General features: G+C 67.8%; 18 protein-coding genes and 1 pseudogene. 14 read left to right on the plus strand and 5 right to left on the minus strand.

Annotation, left to right across the window (positions count from 1 at the left end):
* Nucleotides 1–15 precede the first annotated feature (15 nt).
* Both greB and AC5P6X_RS08660 read right to left on the minus strand, forming a co-directional pair.
* Nucleotides 16–522, minus strand: a complete 507-nt coding sequence (gene greB / locus AC5P6X_RS08655; protein WP_049451984.1) for a transcription elongation factor GreB — start codon at nt 520–522, stop codon at nt 16–18.
* Nucleotides 523–601: 79 nt separating this feature from the next.
* The gene (locus AC5P6X_RS08660; protein WP_329756990.1) at nt 602–2,107 is read right to left on the minus strand and encodes a helicase HerA-like domain-containing protein; all 1,506 of its coding nucleotides are present in this window, start codon (nt 2,105–2,107) and stop codon (nt 602–604) included.
* Between the two features lie 122 nt (nt 2,108–2,229).
* On the opposite strand from AC5P6X_RS08660, the gene AC5P6X_RS08665 reads away from it, so the two are divergent.
* Together AC5P6X_RS08665 and AC5P6X_RS08670 are read left to right on the plus strand one after the other, a co-directional pair.
* Nucleotides 2,230–3,834, plus strand: a complete 1,605-nt coding sequence (locus tag AC5P6X_RS08665; protein ID WP_049451985.1) for a transglycosylase SLT domain-containing protein — start codon at nt 2,230–2,232, stop codon at nt 3,832–3,834.
* 22 nt (nt 3,835–3,856) lie between these two features.
* On the plus strand, nt 3,857–4,204 hold the full coding sequence (locus AC5P6X_RS08670; RefSeq protein ID WP_005410490.1) for a ribonuclease E inhibitor RraB: 348 nt from the start codon (nt 3,857–3,859) through the stop codon (nt 4,202–4,204).
* 91 nt (nt 4,205–4,295) lie between these two features.
* Here the strand turns inward: AC5P6X_RS08670 and asd are convergent, their stop codons facing one another.
* On the minus strand, nt 4,296–5,138 hold the full coding sequence (gene asd, locus AC5P6X_RS08675) for an archaetidylserine decarboxylase (RefSeq protein ID WP_049451986.1): 843 nt from the start codon (nt 5,136–5,138) through the stop codon (nt 4,296–4,298).
* A complete protein-coding gene (locus AC5P6X_RS08680; protein WP_005410488.1) occupies nt 5,135–5,785 on the minus strand; it encodes an SCO family protein in 651 nt (216 codons plus the stop codon). Before AC5P6X_RS08680 ends, asd begins: the two co-directional genes overlap by 4 nt.
* A gap of 123 nt (nt 5,786–5,908) precedes the next feature.
* Here AC5P6X_RS08680 and prmB point away from each other — a divergent pair, with 123 nt between their 5' ends.
* The 10 genes and pseudogenes from prmB to AC5P6X_RS08730 all read left to right on the plus strand — a co-directional run.
* On the plus strand, nt 5,909–6,838 hold the full coding sequence (gene prmB, locus AC5P6X_RS08685) for a 50S ribosomal protein L3 N(5)-glutamine methyltransferase (RefSeq protein WP_049451987.1): 930 nt from the start codon (nt 5,909–5,911) through the stop codon (nt 6,836–6,838).
* Complete coding sequence (gene aroC, locus AC5P6X_RS08690) at nt 6,835–7,938, plus strand: chorismate synthase (protein ID WP_049451988.1); 1,104 nt, start codon at nt 6,835–6,837, stop codon at nt 7,936–7,938. The genes prmB and aroC overlap by 4 nt, the downstream gene beginning before the upstream one ends.
* Complete coding sequence (locus tag AC5P6X_RS08695) at nt 7,931–8,968, plus strand: 2-hydroxyacid dehydrogenase (protein ID WP_049451989.1); 1,038 nt, start codon at nt 7,931–7,933, stop codon at nt 8,966–8,968. Before aroC ends, AC5P6X_RS08695 begins: the two co-directional genes overlap by 8 nt.
* Before the next feature lie 91 nt (nt 8,969–9,059).
* Nucleotides 9,060–10,088 (plus strand): aspartate-semialdehyde dehydrogenase, encoded by a 1,029-nt coding sequence (locus AC5P6X_RS08700; RefSeq protein ID WP_012480893.1) that lies wholly within the window; start codon nt 9,060–9,062, stop codon nt 10,086–10,088.
* 150 nt (nt 10,089–10,238) lie between these two features.
* Nucleotides 10,239–12,299, plus strand: a complete 2,061-nt coding sequence (locus AC5P6X_RS08705; RefSeq protein WP_495215411.1) for a FimV/HubP family polar landmark protein — start codon at nt 10,239–10,241, stop codon at nt 12,297–12,299.
* 26 nt (nt 12,300–12,325) lie between these two features.
* Complete coding sequence (locus AC5P6X_RS08710; protein ID WP_005410482.1) at nt 12,326–12,688, plus strand: VOC family protein; 363 nt, start codon at nt 12,326–12,328, stop codon at nt 12,686–12,688.
* 32 nt (nt 12,689–12,720) lie between these two features.
* Nucleotides 12,721–13,491, plus strand: a complete 771-nt coding sequence (gene truA / locus AC5P6X_RS08715; RefSeq protein WP_005410481.1) for a tRNA pseudouridine(38-40) synthase TruA — start codon at nt 12,721–12,723, stop codon at nt 13,489–13,491.
* Entirely contained in the window at nt 13,488–14,144 is a 657-nt protein-coding gene (locus AC5P6X_RS08720; RefSeq protein ID WP_049451991.1) for a phosphoribosylanthranilate isomerase, read from the plus strand. Before truA ends, AC5P6X_RS08720 begins: the two co-directional genes overlap by 4 nt.
* 280 nt (nt 14,145–14,424) lie before the next feature.
* Nucleotides 14,425–15,114, plus strand: a complete 690-nt coding sequence (locus tag AC5P6X_RS08725) for a hypothetical protein (protein WP_080353165.1) — start codon at nt 14,425–14,427, stop codon at nt 15,112–15,114.
* A 1-nt stretch (nt 15,115) separates the two neighbouring features.
* Nucleotides 15,116–15,328 (plus strand): annotated as a pseudogene (locus AC5P6X_RS08730) (peptidoglycan-binding protein); the annotation flags it as partial.
* 47 nt (nt 15,329–15,375) lie between these two features.
* On the opposite strand, the gene AC5P6X_RS08735 reads toward AC5P6X_RS08730, so the two are convergent.
* On the minus strand, nt 15,376–16,263 hold the full coding sequence (locus tag AC5P6X_RS08735; RefSeq protein ID WP_049451992.1) for a LysR family transcriptional regulator: 888 nt from the start codon (nt 16,261–16,263) through the stop codon (nt 15,376–15,378).
* 96 nt (nt 16,264–16,359) lie between these two features.
* On the opposite strand from AC5P6X_RS08735, the gene trpB reads away from it, so the two are divergent.
* Both trpB and AC5P6X_RS08745 read left to right on the plus strand, forming a co-directional pair.
* The gene (gene trpB / locus AC5P6X_RS08740) at nt 16,360–17,577 is read left to right on the plus strand and encodes a tryptophan synthase subunit beta (protein ID WP_005410476.1); all 1,218 of its coding nucleotides are present in this window, start codon (nt 16,360–16,362) and stop codon (nt 17,575–17,577) included.
* Entirely contained in the window at nt 17,574–18,251 is a 678-nt protein-coding gene (locus AC5P6X_RS08745; protein ID WP_049451993.1) for a hypothetical protein, read from the plus strand. The genes trpB and AC5P6X_RS08745 overlap by 4 nt, the downstream gene beginning before the upstream one ends.
* Nucleotide 18,252 lies beyond the last annotated feature (1 nt).

Consider the following 18,252-nt stretch of genomic DNA (forward strand, 5'->3'; position numbering starts at 1 on the left):
GACTGACAGTCGACGCTACAACGGCTCATATTCCACTCCGATCACCGCAAAGGTGAACTGGCCGCCGGGCAGCTCCACCGAGAACTCGTCATCCAGCCGCTTCTTCAGCAGCGCACGCGCCAGGGGGGAATCGATGCTGATCCAGCCCAGCCCAGCATCGGTCTCATCCGGCCCGACAATGCGATAGCGGCTGGTCTCACCGCTGTCCACGTTCTCCAGTTCCACCCATGCGCCGAAGAACACCGCCAGCGGATCGGTCGGCGTGGTATCGACCACGCGTAGCGATTCCAACCGCTTGGTCAGGTAGCGCACACGACGGTCGATCTCGCCCAGCTGCTTCTTGCGATAGGTGTACTCGGCGTTTTCCGAACGGTCGCCTTCCGCAGCGGCCGCGGCCAGTGCCTTCACCACCTCGGGGCGGCGCACACGCCACAGGTCATCCAGCTCGGTCTTCAGCCGGGCATGGCCGGAGGCAGTGATCAGGGCGGTACTCTTTTCTGCAGGGGGACGCCAACGCGACATGTGGTGCGACTTCTTTTCAGGGGAACGATGGGGTCGGATCCTTTCCGCAGGAAAGGGATCCGACCCCAGTAGTGGCGGATCAGCGCTTGCCGCCGAAGATGCCACCCAGGATGCCACGCACGATCTGGTTGCCCAGCTTGGTGCCGACGGTGCGCGTGGTCTGCTTGGCCATGGTTTCGATCATGCCCTGGCGGCGCTTGGTGCCGAAGATCGCGTCCTTGATCGCCTGGCCGAAACCGCCTTCCTGCGCTTCGTCCTGCTCGCGGCTGCGCGCGGCCGGTGCCTGCGCCTGTTCGACGGTCTTCTGCGCACGCTGGGCCAGCAGTTCGGCGGCCGATTCGCGGTTGATCGCGGTGTCGTAGCGGCTGCCGACCGGGCTGCCGGCACGCACCTGGGCACGCTCGGCGTCGGTGATCGGCCCCATCCGGCAGCGCGGCGGCGCGATCATCGTCTGCTGCACCGGCATCGGCACACCCTTGTCCTGCAGCGTGGACACCAGCGCTTCGCCGGTACCGAGCTGGCTGAGCACCTTGGCCACGTCCAGCTTCGGGTTCGGCACGAAGGTCTCGGCAGCAGTCTTCACTGCCTTCTGGTCGCGCGGGGTGAATGCACGCAGCGCATGCTGCACGCGGTTGCCGAGCTGGCCGAGGATGTTGCCCGGCACGTCATCAGGGAACTGCGAGCAGAAGTACACGCCCACACCCTTGGAGCGGATCAGGCGCACCACCTGCTCGATGCGCTGCACCAGCGACGGCGGTGCATCGTCGAACAGCAGGTGCGCTTCGTCGAAGATGAAGACCAGCTTCGGCTTGTCCAGGTCGCCCACCTCCGGCAGCTGCTCGAACAGCTCCGACAGCAGCCACAACAGGAAGGTGGAATACAGCTTCGGCTTGAGCACCAGCTGGTCGGCGGCAAGGATGCCGATCATGCCGCGGCCGTCGTGATTGACCCGCATGACGTCGGCCAGTTCCAGGGCCGGCTCACCGAAGAAGTTCTCGCCGCCATCCTGCGCCAGGCGCAGCACCGACCGCTGGATCGCAGCGATGGACTGCGCGCTGACCAGGCCGTACTCGGTGGAGATGTCCTTGCGCTCCTCGGCCACCAGGCCGAGCAGGGCGCGCAGGTCGTCCATGTCCAGCAGCAGCAGGCCACGGTCGTCGGCCAGCTTGAACACGATGTCGAGCACGCCGGACTGGGTGTCGTTCAACTCGAGGATGCGCGCCAGCAGGGTCGGGCCCATCTCGCTGACCGTGGTGCGCACCGGGTGACCCAGCTTGCCGTACAGGTCCCAGAAAATGGTCGGGCTGGCGGCCGGTGCGTAGTCGGCCACGCCGATCTCGGCGGCGCGCTTGAGCAGGTTCTCGGCGCCGGTGCCGGGCACCGCCAGGCCGGACACATCGCCCTTCACATCGGCCAGGAACACCGGCACGCCCAGCCGCGAGAAGCCCTCGGCCAGGGTCATCAGGGTCACGGTCTTGCCGGTACCGGTGGCGCCGGCCACCAGGCCGTGGCGGTTGCCGAGTTTCGGCAGCAGGGTGACGGCCACATCGTCGGTGATGCCTTTGCCGAGCAGAATCGGATCCATGGTCCAGCCCTTGTGGTGAATAGCCCAATGTTAACCGCCGGCGGTGACGGTCCGAAGGTCGGCTTGCCCGGACCTTGGCGGCGCCGCTACTCTGCCTGCCTGTTTCGCACACAGTGCCATCAATGCCCGTTCCTGTCCTGATTTCCCGCGGTTGGCCGCTGCTGGCCCTGGCCGGCCTGGTTTCCCTGGCGCCCGACGCCCATGCGCAGCGGGTTTCGGCCCGGGACAAGGTGAGGGTGGATGCGCTGCAGCAGCGCATGACCGTCGCCGAGAAGCGTTACAGCGATGCGCTGCTGCTGGTCGCCAATGCCGACCCCAAGGGCAGCAACGAAGCCGACGCCGCGCTGGAGGACATGGAAGATGTCCTCAACGACTGCGTGAAGCAGAAGGGCTGCCAGATGGGCACGCTGCTGGCCAGCTACAAGCGCCTGCTCAAGCACGACGCCGACGCGGCCGCCAGCGATGACGTGGCGGACGAGGGCGGTGATCGCCTGGAAGCCGACCCCGACCACATCGGCCCGCTTACCGCCGACGTACCGGAGGCCGCGCGCGCTGCCGCGCTGCTGAACGACAAGCGGCACGCCTTCGACAGCATGGTCGAATACAACCCGGCGGTGCAGGCCGGCATCCGCCGCTGGCTGACCGACATGCGCCCGGCGTTGCTGACCAGCTACGAGAACTACCAGAACCTGCGTGCGGTGATGTGGCCGGAGTGGGAGAAGCGTGGCCTGCCTGAAGCGCTGCTGTTCGGCATCATGGCCAAGGAGTCCAATGGCCGCGTGCATGCTTCATCGCGCGCTGGCGCCGCCGGGTTGATGCAGTTCATGCCGGCCACCGGCCGCCGCTTCGGCCTCGGCCCGGATGGCACCGGCTTTGACACCCGCTTCGATGCACGCAGTGCGGCCGAGGCCAGCGCCAGCTACCTCAACGAACGCCTGCGCGAACTGAACAACAACGTGGAAATGTCGGTGGCCGCCTACAATGGTGGCGAAGGCCGCGCCGCGCGCGTGTTCAAGCAGAGCGCCGGGCAGAGCTTCTGGACCGACAGCGTCTACAACCAGTTCCCCGGCGAGACCAAGGACTACGTGCCGATGGTGATCGCCGCGGCCTGGATCTTCCTGCACCCGCAGCAGTACGGCGTGGAGTTCCCGAAGATCAGCGCGCAGCCGGCCACGCTGCGCCTGGCCAAGTCGACCACCATCTACGAACTGACCATCTGCCTGGGCAGCCACGGCACCCGCGATGGCTACATGCGCGCGCTGCGCAACCTCAACCCGCGCTATGAGGCCGATGGCTGGATCCCGGCCGGCACGCTGATCAATGCCACCACCCGCATCGCCGGCCTGTACCAGCGCAACTGCGTCAGTGGCCCGCGTGCCGACCTGGCCCGCACGCTGATCACCGCCGATCTGAACGCAGCAATCAAGCGCCCGGCCGCGACCAGCTACACCGGAAGCGTGGCCGTGGGCGGCGTGGTGCCGGTGGCCGATGCGGCCGCGTCCACCAGCGTGCCGACCACGCCGGTCGCTCCGGTGGCCACGCCGCGCCCGGCGGCGCGCCCGAAGCCGGTGCGCAGCCACAAGGTGGGCCGCGGTGAAACCCTGGGCGCCATCGCGGCCAAGTTCCAGTGCGACGTGCCCACCCTGGCCCGTGCCAATGGCCTGAAGGCCCCGGCCTACAGCCTGCGCCACGGCCAGACGCTGAAGCTGCAGGGCTGCGACAAGTAATCCCCCCGACCCTGGAATCCGCATGGACCTCGAAGACACCCGCAACCTGTTCGCCAACCTCCGCGAAAACACCGACTGGGACATCACCGGCCCGTTGCTGTGGGGGTACTTCTTCGTGCACTCCACTGCCGAGCCGTTGCAGGCACTGGCGCAGCACCTGCAGGCGCAGGGTTACACCTTCGTGGAATTGTTCGAGCAGGATCCGGAAGAGGGCGACGCGCCGTTCCACGTGCTGCATGTGGAGCGCGTGGAGATCCACGACGAAGCCTCGCTTGACCGCCGCAACCAGGAATTCGCAGCGCTGGCCGCGGAGAAGGGCGTGGAAGACTACGACGGCATGGACGTCGGTCCGGCCCCGTCCCTGCAGTAACGCGCGTACCGGTAGTGCCGGCCGCTGGCCGGCAATGCTCGACGCGTTGGATCAGCGGAGATGCCGGCCAGCGCCCGGCACTACCGAAGCCTCAGCGCAGCCTGGCCAGCGCCTGGCCCAGCTGCACCGGGCTTTCAGCGCCCAATTGCGGGGCGAAGTCAGCCACGCCCGGCGGCAGCAGTACGATCACGGTGGAGCCGTAGTTGAAGCGCGCCATCTCGGCAAAGCGCTCCAGCCTGATGCCCTGGCCGCGGTAGTCCTTGCGGGTGATGCGGTCGCCATAGTGCGGAATCTCTTCGCCGCTCCACACGGTTTCCACCCCGGACACCAGCAGCGCACCGACCATCACGCTGACCATCGGCCCGAAGCTGGTGTCGAAGTGGCAGACCAGGCGCTCGTTGCGGGCGAACAGGCGCGGTACGCCGTTCACTGCCGCCGGACCAACGCTGAACAGGCGCCCCGGCACGTGCACGGTCTCACGCAGGGTTCCGGTCCACGGCATGTGCACGCGGTGGTAATCGCGCGGCGACAGGTACACCGTGGCGTAGAGGCCATCGTTGTATGGCTTGGCGTCCTCGTCACTGCCCAGCAGTTCGGCAGCGGTGAATGACTGGCCCTTGGCCTGGAAGATGCGGCCGGCCTCGATCTTCCCCAGCTGGCTGATGCGGCCGTCGGCCGGCATCACCAGGCTGCGCGGATCGGCGTCAGCCACGCGCGCACCCGGCTTCAGCGCACGGGTGAAGAACTGGTTGAAGGTCGCATAGCTGCGCGGGTCCGGGTTGGCCGCTTCGTCCAGGTTGACGTTGAACTTGCGGGTGACCGTGTCGATCAGCCAGCGCGATACGCGCGGATCGTCCGAGTACGCCAGCGAACGCGCCATCGAGGACAGCAGGCGGTGTGGCAGGGCGTACGTCAGGGCGGTGGTGAGGCTCATGGGGCGGTTTTCTCGGTCAGCTTCTGCAGGTCGCGGGCAATGGCCGGCGCGTTGAACGGGGGGCGTACCAGGCCGGCAAGGCGGCCCTGCGGGTCGAGCACGGCCAGGCTGGCCGAATGCTCGACGGTGTAATCCTCGGGGTTCTCGTCGAAATGCTTGCCCGGCACCTTCTGGAACACGAAGCCCAACGAGGTGGCGAAGCGCTCCAGCGAGGGAACGTCAGCGGTGGCGGCCAGGGTGTCCTTGTGGAAACCGTGCACGTACTCGCCGAGGCGGGTGGCGCTGTCGCGGTCGGGGTCGACCGAGATGAACAGCACGCGTGGGCGCAGGCTGTCGGGCAGGGCTTCCCACTGGTTCTGCGCGCCGGCCAGCTCGGCCAGGGTGGTCGGGCAGACGTCCGGGCAGAAGGTGAAGCCCAGGAATACCAGGGTCCAGTGGCCCTTCAGTTCGCCCGGGATCAGGCGGGTGCCGTCGGACTGGGCCAGGTTGAAGTCGGGCAGTTCGCGCGGCTGCGGGTACAGCGTGATCGCTTCGGTGGCCGGGGCATTGGCCGGCGGCTTCGGCGCGAACAGCTGCTGGGCGGCCAGCAGGCCGAGACCCGCCGCCAGGGCGATCAGCAGGATGATGCCGGCGTTGCGATTGAACATGGGGGCTCCCGCGCGAAGTGGGCCCCATCATACCGGCTGTGGCCCGAATCGTTTCCGCCGCAACGGATGCCGCCACGGGCGCCAGCCCCTATAATCGGGGGCCACTTTGCCCGCAGTACCGCCATGACCGCTGAAACGGCCGCCGAACTCCACACGATCATCGATCTGATCCGCTACGGCACCAGCCGTTTCAACGAAGCCGGACTGACCTTCGGGCACAGCTACGACAATGCGCTGGACGAGGCCACCCAGCTGGTGCTGCACAGCCTGCACCTGCCGCACGACCTCGGCCCGGCCTATGGCCAGGCGCGCCTGCTGCAGGCCGAGAAGCTGCGCGTGCTGGAGCTGTTCCAGCGTCGCATCGACGAACGCATCCCGGCCGCCTACCTGACCGGTGAGGCCTGGTTCGCCGGCCTGAGCTTCAAGAGCGACAAGCGCGCCCTGGTGCCGCGCTCGCCGATCGCCGAACTGATCGAATGCGGCTTCGAGCCGTGGCTGGCCGGCCGCGATGTCAGCCGTGCGCTGGACCTGTGCACCGGCTCGGGCTGCATCGCCATTGCCATGGGTCACTACTACCCGAACTGGGAAGTGGACGGCGCCGACCTGAGCGACGATGCATTGTCGCTTGCCGAAGAAAACAAGGAGCGCCTGCAGGCGCACAACGTCACCCTGCTCAAGTCGGACCTGTTCAACGGCCTGACCGGCCGCCACTACGACCTGATCGTCACCAATCCGCCGTACGTCACCAACGACGAAACCGATGCCCTGCCGCAGGAATACTCCTACGAGCCGGAGATGGGCCTGCGTGCCGGCGACGACGGCCTGGACCTGGTGCTGAAGATCCTGCGCGACGCCCCGCTGCACCTGAGCGAGGACGGCCTGCTGATCTGCGAAGTGGGCGAATCCGAGCAGCACCTGATCAAGCTGCTGCCGGAAGTCGACTTCGCCTGGATCGAGTTCAAGGTCGGCCAGATGGGCATCTTCGCGGTCGAGTGCCGCGAGCTGATCGCCCACAGCGCGCGCATCACCGAACTGGCGGCGCAGCGCCCGTGAGCTCCAATTCGTTCGGCAAGCTGTTCACCGTCACCACGTTCGGTGAGTCGCACGGGCCGGCCATCGGCTGCGTGATCGATGGCTGCCCTCCGGGGCTGGCGCTGGACGCGGCCGAATTCGGCCATGACCTGCAGCGTCGCGCGACCGGCAAGAGCCGGCACACCTCGGCCCGCCGCGAGGCCGATGAGGTCGAGATCCTGTCCGGCGTGTACGAGGGCCTGACCACCGGCACCCCGATCGCGCTGCTGATCCGCAACACCGACCAGCGCAGCAAGGATTACGCGAACATCGGCCAGCAGTTCCGGCCAGGTCATGCCGACTACAGCTACTGGCACAAGTACGGCATCCGTGACCCGCGCGGTGGCGGTCGTTCCTCGGCGCGCGAGACCACCATGCGCGTGGCCGCCGGCGTGGTCGCCAAGAAGTGGCTGGCCGAACGCTTCGGCGTCGCCGTGCGCGGTTACCTGTCGCAGCTGGGCGACATCACTCCGGCTGGTTTCGACTGGTCGGCGGTGGAAGACAATCCGTTCTTCTGGCCGCATGCCGCGCAGGTGCCCGAGCTGGAGGCGTACATGGATGCGCTGCGCAAGTCCGGTGATTCGGTCGGTGCGCGCGTGGACGTGGTCGCCGACAGCGTGCCGCCGGGCTGGGGCGAGCCGATCTACGGCAAGCTCGATGGCGAACTGGCCGCCGCGCTGATGAGCATCAACGCGGTGAAGGGCGTTGAGATCGGTGACGGTTTCGCCAGCGCCGCACAGAAGGGCACCGAACACCGTGACCTGCTGACCCCGCAGGGCTTCGCCAGCAATCACGCCGGCGGCATCCTCGGTGGCATCTCCACCGGCCAGCCGGTGGTCGCCTCGATCGCCCTGAAGCCGACGTCCAGCCTGCGCCTGCCGGGCCCGTCGCTGGATACCGCCGGCAACGTGGTCGAGGTGGTCACCACCGGTCGCCACGATCCCTGCGTCGGCATCCGCGCCACCCCGATCGCCGAGGCGATGGTGGCGATGGTGCTGATGGACCAGGCGCTGCGCCATCGCGCGCAGTGCGGCGATGTCGGCACGATCACCCCGCGCATTCCCGGGCAGATCGATGGCTGACACGCGGCCGACCGTGTGGGTGAGCCAGCCGCTGATCGACGCGGCCATCGCGCCGCTGCGCGATCGCGTGCAGCTGCGCAGCACCGATGCGGTCACCGCCTGGTCGCCCGACCAGATCGCCGAACAGCTGGCCGGCGTCGACGGCGCGATCATCACCCTCAACGAGCGCATCGGTGCGGCCCAGGTGGCCGACGCCGCGCAGCTGCAGGTGATCGCCAATGTCGGCGTCGGCTACAACAACCTGGATGTCGATGCGCTCAGCGCAGCCGGCATCCTCGCCAGCAACACGCCGGACGTCCTGACCGAAACCACCGCCGATCTCGGTTTCGCCCTGTTGATGGCGACCGCGCGCCGGATCACCGAATCCGAGCGCTGGCTGCGCGAAGGCAAGTGGCAGCAATGGTCGTTCCAGACCATGCTCGGCGCAGACATCCATGGCAGCACGCTGGGCATCCTCGGCATGGGCCGCATCGGCCAGGGCATCGCCCGCCGCGGCGCGCATGGTTTCGGCATGAAGGTGCTGTACCACAACCGTTCGCGCCTTCCGGCCGAGACCGAGGCTGCGCTCGGCGCGACCTACGTGGACCTGGACACGCTGCTGGCGCAGTCCGACCACCTGATCACCGTGCTGCCCTACACGCCGGCCTCGCATCACATCATCGATGCGGCTGCGCTGGCGAAGATGAGGCCCTCAGCCACCCTGGTGAACATCGCCCGCGGCGGCATCGTCGACGAACTGGCGTTGGCCGACGCGCTTGCCCGAGGCCGTCTGGCCGCTGCCGGCCTGGATGTCTACGAGGGTGAGCCGGCGGTGCGCCCCGAACTGCTGGCGCTGCGCAATGTCGTGCTCACACCGCACATCGGCAGCGCCTCGCTGGCCACGCGCACGGCGATGGTACAGCTGGCCGTGGATAATCTGGTTGCCGGGCTCGGCCTGGACGGCGGCCCGTCGCGCATGCCGAGCGCGATCAACGCTGATGCGGCGATGGCCGCGCGCGTGACGCTGGGCAAAAAAACCGGGAAACGATAGGGAACCTCCGCGCGCCCCGCTTGAGGAGGTTCCCCGAACCCAGCTGTCGTGCGTGTTTCTTCCCCATTCCCGTTTTCGTGAGAGTTCCCCCATGAGCAATGCACAGCGCAGTTTCCACGTCGCCGTCGTCGGTGCCACCGGTGCGGTCGGCGAGACCATGTTGTCGATCCTGGCCGAGCGTGGTTTCCCGGTCGGTACCCTGAGCGTCCTGGCTTCCGAGCGTTCGGCCGGCGGCGAGATCGAATTCAACGGCCAGAAGGTCACGGTCCAGGACCTGGCCACCTTCGATCCGAGCGGCGTCGAGATCGCGCTGTTCTCGGCCGGTGGCAGCGTGTCCAAGGAATACGCACCGAAGTTCGCCGCTGCCGGTGCGGTGGTGATCGACAACTCTTCGGCCTTCCGTTACGACGATGACGTGCCGCTGGTGGTGTCCGAGGTCAATCCGGAACAGGTGGCCAACCGTCCGCGCGGCATCATCGCCAACCCGAACTGCTCAACCATGCAGATGCTGGTGGCGCTGGCGCCACTGCACCGCAAGTACGGCATCGAGCGTATCAACGTCTCCACCTACCAGTCGGTGTCCGGCGGCGGCCGTTCGGCTACCGAGGAACTGGGCAAGCAGACCGGCCAGCTCCTGAGCTTCCAGGAAATCGATCCGCAGCGCTTCCCGGTGCAGATCGCCTTCAACCTGATCCCGCACATCGACGACTTCCAGGACAATGGCTTCACCAAGGAAGAAATGAAGCTGATCTGGGAAACCCGCAAGATCCTCGGCGACGACAGCATCCTGGTGAACCCGACTGCGGTGCGCGTGCCGGTGTTCTACGGCCACTCCGAGTCGGTGGCGATCGAGACCCGCGACAAGGTCACCGTCGCCGAAGCGCGCGCGCTGCTGGAGCAGTCGCCGGGCATCGAAGTGGTGGATCGTCACGAAGCCGGTGGTTACCCAACCCCGGTCACCCACGCCTCGGGCACGGACGCGGTGTACGTCGGCCGCATCCGCGAGGACCTCTCGCACCCGCGCGGCCTGAACCTGTGGATCGTGTCGGACAACGTGCGCAAGGGCGCGGCGTTGAATGCCGTGCAGCTGGCCGAGCTGGTCGCCGCCGAGAAGCGCTGATCACAGCGGTTGCCTCACCGGTAGTGCCGGCCGCTGGCCGGCATTGCCGTGATCCTTGTGCCGGAGTGCATGCCGGCCAGCGGCCGGCACTGCCTAAAGGGTCTTTCCGGTGGGTGCGGACCCCGGTCCGCACGCTTTATAGTGTCGCCCATGAATAAACGGGCCAGGGGCGCAAAGCGCCCGCTCCTCTATCTTTCCACTGCGCTGCTGGCCCTGGCCAGCAGTTCGGCACTCGCATTGGGCCTGGGAGACATCCGTGTCCTGTCCAAGCCGGGGCAGCCATTGCTGGCCGAAATCCCGGTGGTGTCGGCGGACCCGTCCGAACTGGAAAACCTGCGCGTGGCGCTGGCCTCGCCGGTCACCTTCGAACGCGTCGGCCTGCAACGGCCGACCGGGCTGGTCAGCGAGCTGCAGTTCGAGCTGACCCGCAATGCGCAGGGCAGGGCGGTGGTGCGCGTCACCTCGCAGGCCCCGGTGGAGACGCCATCGCTGAGCTTCCTGATCGAAGCTGACTGGGGCCAGGGCCGCCTGGTGCGCGAGTACTCCGCGCTGGTCGACGCGCCGTCCAGCGCGCTGGCCGTGGCCGAGCCGGAGATCGTCGCGCCGGCAGGCACGCTCTCCAATACCATCGTGCGCGAACCTGCACCGGCTTCGGCAACGGTGCCAGCGGCAGAGGCGCCCACTACGCCGCCACCTGCGGTGGCGCCTGCACCGGCACGCCCGCGTGCGGCCTCCGCGCCGGTCGCTGCACCGGCGGCCGATGGCAGCGTCACCGTACAGCGCGGTCAGACCCTGTCGCAGATCGCCAGCGCGGTGGCGCGTGGCAACCAGGTCAGCCGCGACCGCGCGATGATCGCCCTGCTGCGCGCCAATCCCGAAGCCTTCATCCGTGGCAACGTCAATCTGCTCAAGCAGGGCGCGGTGCTGCGCGTGCCGGGCAGCGATGCGCTTGCCGCTGTCGATGCCGCCGAGGCCACCGCGCTGGTACGCGAGCACGCCGCGCAATGGCGGCAGGCGCGCACCGTGCCGCAACCGGCGGGTGCGGTCGCGCCGGCCGCCAAGGCGGCAACCGCGAACGCTTCTTCCCCGGCTGCCGCCAACGGGGCACGACTTGAGATCGCTCCGGCGCTGGCGTCCGACGCCGCGCACGCGGGCACAACCACCGGCACCGCTGCCGGCAGCGAGGGTGACATGCTGGGCAACGAACAACTGCGACAGGCGCGTGAGGACATCGCCACCCGCGATGCCGAGATCGGTGAACTGAAGCAGCGCGTGGCTGATCTGGAGAAGTTGAAGGAGCAGCAGCAGTCGTTGATCGCGATGAAGGACAACGACCTGGCTGCCGCGCAGCAGCGCCTGGCACAGGCGCCGGGTTCCCGTGATGCGGCAACGCCGTGGTTCTGGCTGGGGCTGCCGGTGCTGCTGTTGGCGGCGGGCGCGGCCTGGCTGCTGCGTCGTCGCAAGCCGTCGCCGCTGCCGCCGCTGCGTGAGGAAGACGATGCCGCCGGCCTGGCCGCTGCGGTGCCGGCAGGTGCGGCGCTGGATACGCTGGCCGAGCAGTCCTCGTGGTCGTCGGCTGTTGCCGACAATGGTCGCCAAGAACCGGCGATGCCTGCCTGGGCGACCGAAACCGAAGTACACGAAGTGGTGGTCGCCGAACCCGTCGCCGAGCACGCGGTGCGGGCCGAATGGCAGGCCGAGACACTGCGCGACGAGGACGCGGTGGCATTGCCCGAAGCGGTGACCGATCTGCCGCGCTGGGACGATTCCGCAACCACCGGCGACGAGGTTGTCGTCGCCGAGCCGCTGCAGGACGAACGCGTTGTACCGCAGGCGCCGGCCGAAGTGGCGGTGCCGGACTACGCACTGCATGCCGAACAGCAGCCGCAGTTCCGCGGAGTGTTCGATCTGCCGGCTGATGCGCATGAGAACGAGGCTCCGGCGGATACCGTACATCCCGAGGCCATCGACAGCATCGACCACGGCAGCGTCGACGCTTCTTATTCCGACGATATCGCGCCGAGCGCGGCCGCGCCCGCCGGCGACGCGGGCTGGTCGCCGCGTGCCGGCCAGGAGCGCCTGGAACTGGCCATTGCCTACCTCGATCTGGGCGACGCGCAGACTGCGCGCACCCTGTTGCTGGAAGTCGCCGAAGGCGGTGACCTGCACAGCCAGGCCCAGGCCCGCGAACTGCTGGCCCGCCTGCCGTGACCGAACCTGCCGACAAGGACCCTGCCATGAGCCGCGAGCGTCGCATCGACTACGTTGAATTCGCTTCCAGCGACCCGGCCGCAAGCCGCGCCTTCTTCGAGAAGGTGTTCGGCTGGTCGTTCGTCGATTACGGCAGCGACTACACGGCGTTCGACGATGGCCGCCTGCAGGGCGGCTTCTTCCGCGGCCAGCCGCAGCGGGCCAGCGACAGCGGCGCACCGCTGCTGGTGCTGTATGCCGACGCACTGGCACCGGTCGAGGCCGCCGTGCGCGACGCCGGCGGCGAGATCGTGCGCCCGGTATTTTCCTTCCCCGGTGGCAGCCGCTTCCAGTTCGTCGAGCCCGGTGGCAACGAACTGGCGGTCTGGTCCGAACGCGATCCGGCCTGAGCGCCGCCCCATACGCAATATCGAGGTAGCACATGCGTTACGCGCTTGGCGTCGAATACGACGGCAGCGATTTCAGGGGCTGGCAGAACCTGGGCGAGGGCGGTCCCAGCGTGCAGGCCAGCCTTGAGCAGGCCCTGTCGTCGGTTGCCGATTCGCCGCTGCAGGTGGTCTGCGCCGGCCGCACCGATGCCGGCGTGCATGGCCAGTGCCAGGTCGTCCATTTCGATACCGACGTGGTGCGCGATCCGCGCGCCTGGATGCTGGGCACCACCACCCGCCTGCCGCGCTCGATCGCGGTGCGCTGGTGCGTGCCGGTGGCCGACGATTTCCACGCCCGCTTCTCGGCACGCGCGCGCCGCTACCGCTACCGCCTGCTCAACCGCGAGGTGCGGCCGGCGCTGGACCGGCAGACCCTCAGCTGGGAGCGCCGGGCGCTGGACGAGACGCTGATGCACGCCGCCGGCCAGGCCCTGATCGGCGAAAATGACTTCAGCGCGTTCCGCTCCGTGCAGTGCCAGGCGCTGCATGCGCGGCGTGAGCTGCAATCACTGCAGGTCAGCCGCCAGGGCGAAGTGATTGAAGTGGCCGTGCAGGGCAATGCATTCCTTCATCACATGGTCCGCAATATCGTTGGATCGTTGATCCTGGTGGGCAGCGGTGAAAAACCGGTGGAATGGATCGCCGAACTGCTGGCCGGGCGCGATCGCACAGTAGCCGGTCCCACCGCACCGCCGCAGGGCCTGGTGTTCCTTGGGCCCCTGTACCCCGACAACTGGCATCTGCCCGCCGAGGTCACGCTATGAGCCGCTCCTACTACCGCACGCGCATCAAGTTCTGTGGCATGACCCGTGCCGGCGATGTCCGCCTGGCCGGTGAGCTGGGCGTGGACGCAGTGGGTTTCATCTTTGCCCGCGAGAGCAGCCGCCGGGTTGCTCCTGCCGAAGCACGCGCGATGCGCCAGGCGATCGCGCCGATGGTCGATGTGGTGGCCCTGTTCCGCAACAACAGCAAGGAAGAGGTGCGTGAGGTGCTGCGCACGGTGCGGCCAACCCTGCTGCAGTTCCATGGCGAGGAAGACGAGAGCTTCTGCCGCAGCTTCAACATGCCCTATCTGAAGGCAATCGCCATGGGGGGCCGGGAAGAGGTCAATGCGCGCACGTTGCAGCTGCGTTACCCGAGCGCGGCGGGGTTCCTGTTCGACAGCCACGCTCCCGGCGGCGGCGGCGGTACCGGCTTGGCCTTCGACTGGGGCCGTATCCCGACCGGCCTGCACCGGCCGTTCCTGCTGGCCGGTGGCCTGAACCCGGAAAACGTCTACGACGCTGTGCTGGCCACGCTTCCCTGGGGCGTGGACGTGTCCAGCGGCATCGAACTGGAGCCGGGTATCAAGGACGGCTACAGGATGCGCACCTTCGTCGAGGAAGTGCGCCGCGCGGACTGCACGGTCCTGGAGTGATCCGCGCCCCCTGAGGGCGCACCCGGAACGTCATCGCCGACGGTGCATTCCGCCGGGTCTGTGTTCTTGCCTGTCGCGTGCCGTGCCATGAAGGCGGACGTCTACTGAATGCGGTGAGCATCCAACTTTCGGGTAATTCAGGATCCAGCGCCAGGAAGTCGACACCCCCGAGCATCTGATCGGACACAATGGGCCCGGCCTGACCTGGCTGGGTGCGATGCGGTGTGCGTGTCGCTGGCCGCACCCCTGAGATACGCCTTGGCTTTCGAACGAGGACGCAATGGATATGCGCCATCTCTCTTCCCACCGTATCCGCCTGGCCCGCCTGACGATCATGCCCGGCCTGCTGCTTGCATTGGGCGCGTGTGCGGGCGGTGACTCGTCCGCCCCGACTGCATCGGCACCGGCCGCTGCCACACCGGCAGGCGCAGCCGCCACAGCACCGGCGACGGTTCCGGCGGCAGCACCGGCTGCCGACGGCCTGGCGGCGCTGATCCAGGCCAGTGGCGTGAAATGCAGCAACGCCAATACGGGCAGCGGCTGCACGGCCGGCGATGTGGACAGCGGTGATTTCTACGATGTCGAACTGTCGCCGGACTGTGGCGACCAGGGCTTCTTCGCGGGCGTAGCCGACGCCAAGGGCGTGGAGACGTTGAATGCGGTGCCATCCACCGGCAGCAAGGCCAGCGTGACCGCAAAGCTGTCGAAGGGGCAGCTGGTCTGCGTGCAGGGCATCGGGCGTACCGGACAGAATCCGCTGTTCTATTACGTCGTGGCGGTTCCCGCAGCAACGGTCGGCAAGTGCAAGGGCAACACGTTGTGTGACACCTATGGCGACAGGCCGATCACTGGCCTGGCGAACACGGGGGGCGAGGCCTGCCATGTGGCGGCGCCGGGACGTTACGCCGGGAACTGCGCGCAGGGCTGGGTCAGTGCGGACGTGCTCGACGTGTTTTCCAACGGAATGTAATCACGGTATCGATGCGGCCGACAAGCTGCAGAGCATCACGGTGCAGGATGGCAAGGCGTTCGTGATGGGCACGACGCCGGGCTTCCGCACCGCCATCGATCTGGCTCAGGCGCCACCGCCGCTGGAGCAGACCAGTGCCAAGCTGCTGGCAGATCCGCCGCACCAGCAGCGGGTGCATGAGGAGCAACAGCGGGTCGCGATGGGCGGTCGCTGAGGCTTGTGTTGCCGGCTTCGGGAGCGAACGCCACCCGGAGCCTTGTCTCATCGCAGCTGTGCTGCTGCCCAGTCGGCCAGGGCGTCCACCCGTGCATCGGCCGGGCCATCCGGCTGCGCCAGCACCCAGAAGCCGCCGGTGGCGGTAAATCCCCACGGTGCGACCAGCCGGCCTGCGGCCAGGTCTTCGGCCACCAGCGGCTCCGGTGCGATCGCCGGGCCCAGCCCGGCTACCGCGGCTTCCAGCAGGTAGTACAGGTGCTCGAAGGCGGTGCCCAGCTGCAGCTTCGACACGTCCAGATCGTGCGCCTGTGCCCATGCCGGCCATGCCTGCGGCCGTGAGCTGGTGTGCAGCAGCGTCTCCTGCAACAGCGCCGACGGCGGTGCATGCCGCAGGCGCTGCGCGGCCGGATGCGATGGCGCCACCACCACGCCGACCCGTTCCGGCGCCAGCTCGCGTACCTGCCAGCCTCGTGGCCACGGGCCCTGCGCCAGCAGCAGCACCGCGTCCAGCGCCGCCTGTGCTTCGGTGAAACTGCCATCCAGTGCCGACCACTGCAGGCGCACGCCGGACAGGGCAGCCTGCAATGCTGGCAGTCGTGGAATCATCCAGCGCGCCAGCACGCTGCCACTGCAGCCCAGTACCAGCGCCGGGGCTGCTGTCGGCCGCCGCAGTTCGCGCACGCAGTCTTCGATGCCGCTGAAGGCCTCGCTGCATGCTGCCTGCAGCCGCGTGCCCGCAGCGGTCAGGCGCAGGCCACGGCCGGCCCGCTGGAACAACGCCAGGCCAAGGTGATCCTCCAGCAGCTTCAACTGCCGGCTGACCGCGCCGTGGGTGACGTGCAGGTCCTGCGCGGCGCGCCCAACGCCGCCAAGGCGGGCCGTCGCTTCGAACGCGCGCAGCGCATTGAGGGGAGGCAGCAGGGAACGGCTCATGTGAGATTTACTGACGATATGCGCCAAATAATATCCATTTTCCGGTCATGACCCGTGCGCTAGAGTATCCACCTGTCTGAACCACCGGTCGTATCCATGTCTGCCTCCCCCATTGCCGACTATCACGCCTTCCCGGATGCCCAGGGCCACTTCGGCCGCTATGGCGGCAGTTTCGTTGCCGAAACCCTGGTCGGCCCGCTGCAGGAACTGGCCCAGGCCTATGACCAGGCGCGCCAGGATCCCGCATTCCAGCTGGCCTATGACCGCGACTTGGCGCACTACGTGGGCCGGCCGAGCCCGATCTATCACGCCCAGCGCCTGAGCGATCACGTCGGTGGCGCGCAGATCCTGCTCAAGCGCGAGGACCTGAACCACACCGGCGCGCACAAGATCAACAACACCATCGGCCAGGCCTTGCTGGCCGCGCGGATGGGCAAGAAGCGCATCATTGCCGAGACCGGTGCCGGCCAGCATGGCGTGGCCAGTGCCACGGTTGCCGCGCGGCTGGGCCTGGAATGCGTGGTGTACATGGGCGCCACCGACATCGAGCGGCAGAAGATCAATGTTTACCGCATGAAGCTGCTGGGCGCGACGGTGGTGCCGGTCACTTCCGGCTCGGCCACCCTGAAGGACGCACTCAACGAAGCCATGCGCGACTGGGTGACCAACGTGCAGGACACCTTCTACATCATCGGCACCGTGGCCGGCCCGGATCCGTATCCGCGCATGGTCCGTGACTTCAATGCCATCGTCGGCCGTGAGGCGCGCGAGCAGATGCTGGCCGAGTACGGCCGCCTGCCCGATGCGATCACCGCCTGCGTGGGCGGCGGCAGCAATGCCATCGGCCTGTTCCATGCCTTCCTCAACGATCGCCAGGTCGAAATCGTCGGTGCCGAAGCCGCCGGTGATGGCATCAACACCGGCCGTCACGCCGCTTCGATCGCTGCCGGTCGCCCCGGTGTGCTGCACGGCAACCGCACCTATGTGCTGTGCGACGACGACGGCCAGATCATCGAGACCCACTCGGTATCAGCCGGCCTGGACTATCCGGGCGTCGGCCCGGAGCACGCATTCCTGGCCGATACCGGTCGCGCACGGTACCTCGGCATCACCGACGAGGAAGCGCTGCAGGCTTTCCATCTGCTGGCGCATACCGAAGGCATCCTGCCGGCACTGGAGTCCAGCCATGCGCTGGCGCAGGCGATCAAGCTGGCGCGTGAGCGACCGCGTGACCAGATCGTGCTCTGCAATCTATCCGGCCGTGGCGACAAGGACGTGCACACCATCGCTGCGCGCGAAGGGCTGGTGCTGTGAGCGCGCGGCTGCGGAACAGCGGCGTGCTGCTGCTGGCGCTTGGGCTGGCCGCGTGCCAGCCGCCGGAGCCACCGGTACTGGCGCCGGCCGCCAAGGCCACCACGCAGCCGGCGCAGCAGGCCGCCAACGATGATCTTGACCCGATGGCGCGTACGCCCATTGTCGATGCCCCCTCCGAAGAAGGGACGAGCGGCGATGACGCGCCCGCGGTGGTTTCGGTGGCGCTGGATCATGCCGGTGACGTGCTGGTTGGCCAGCACATGACTGACCTGAAGGCGCTGGGTCCCTGGAAGGCGCAGGGCGCGAAGGAGTTCTTCGAAGGCGACTGCGAGTACTACGACGGCAAGGGGCTGCCGCCGGGCGTGTCGATGATGACCGACGACGACCGCGTGGTCCGTTTTGATCTGAAGCCGGGCGATGAGCCGGAACTGCCGGTTGAACAGCCGGGGCCGTTCGGCCTGCGCATCGGCATGACCCGTGCCCAGGCCATGGCCCAGTTCCCGAAGCCGCCGGTGTCCAGCCCGCATGCCTACGACGGTGACCAGGGCGAGTACCTCACCTGGCAGGACCCGGGTTCGGACCTGGGCATCCGCCTGGAACTGTTTGAAGGGAAGGTCACCCGGATGTACTGGGGGACCAGTGATGCGATTGAACTGATTGAAGGATGTGCCTGAG

The sequence above is a fragment of the Stenotrophomonas sp. YJH_SMC_40 genome, from assembly GCF_059368615.1.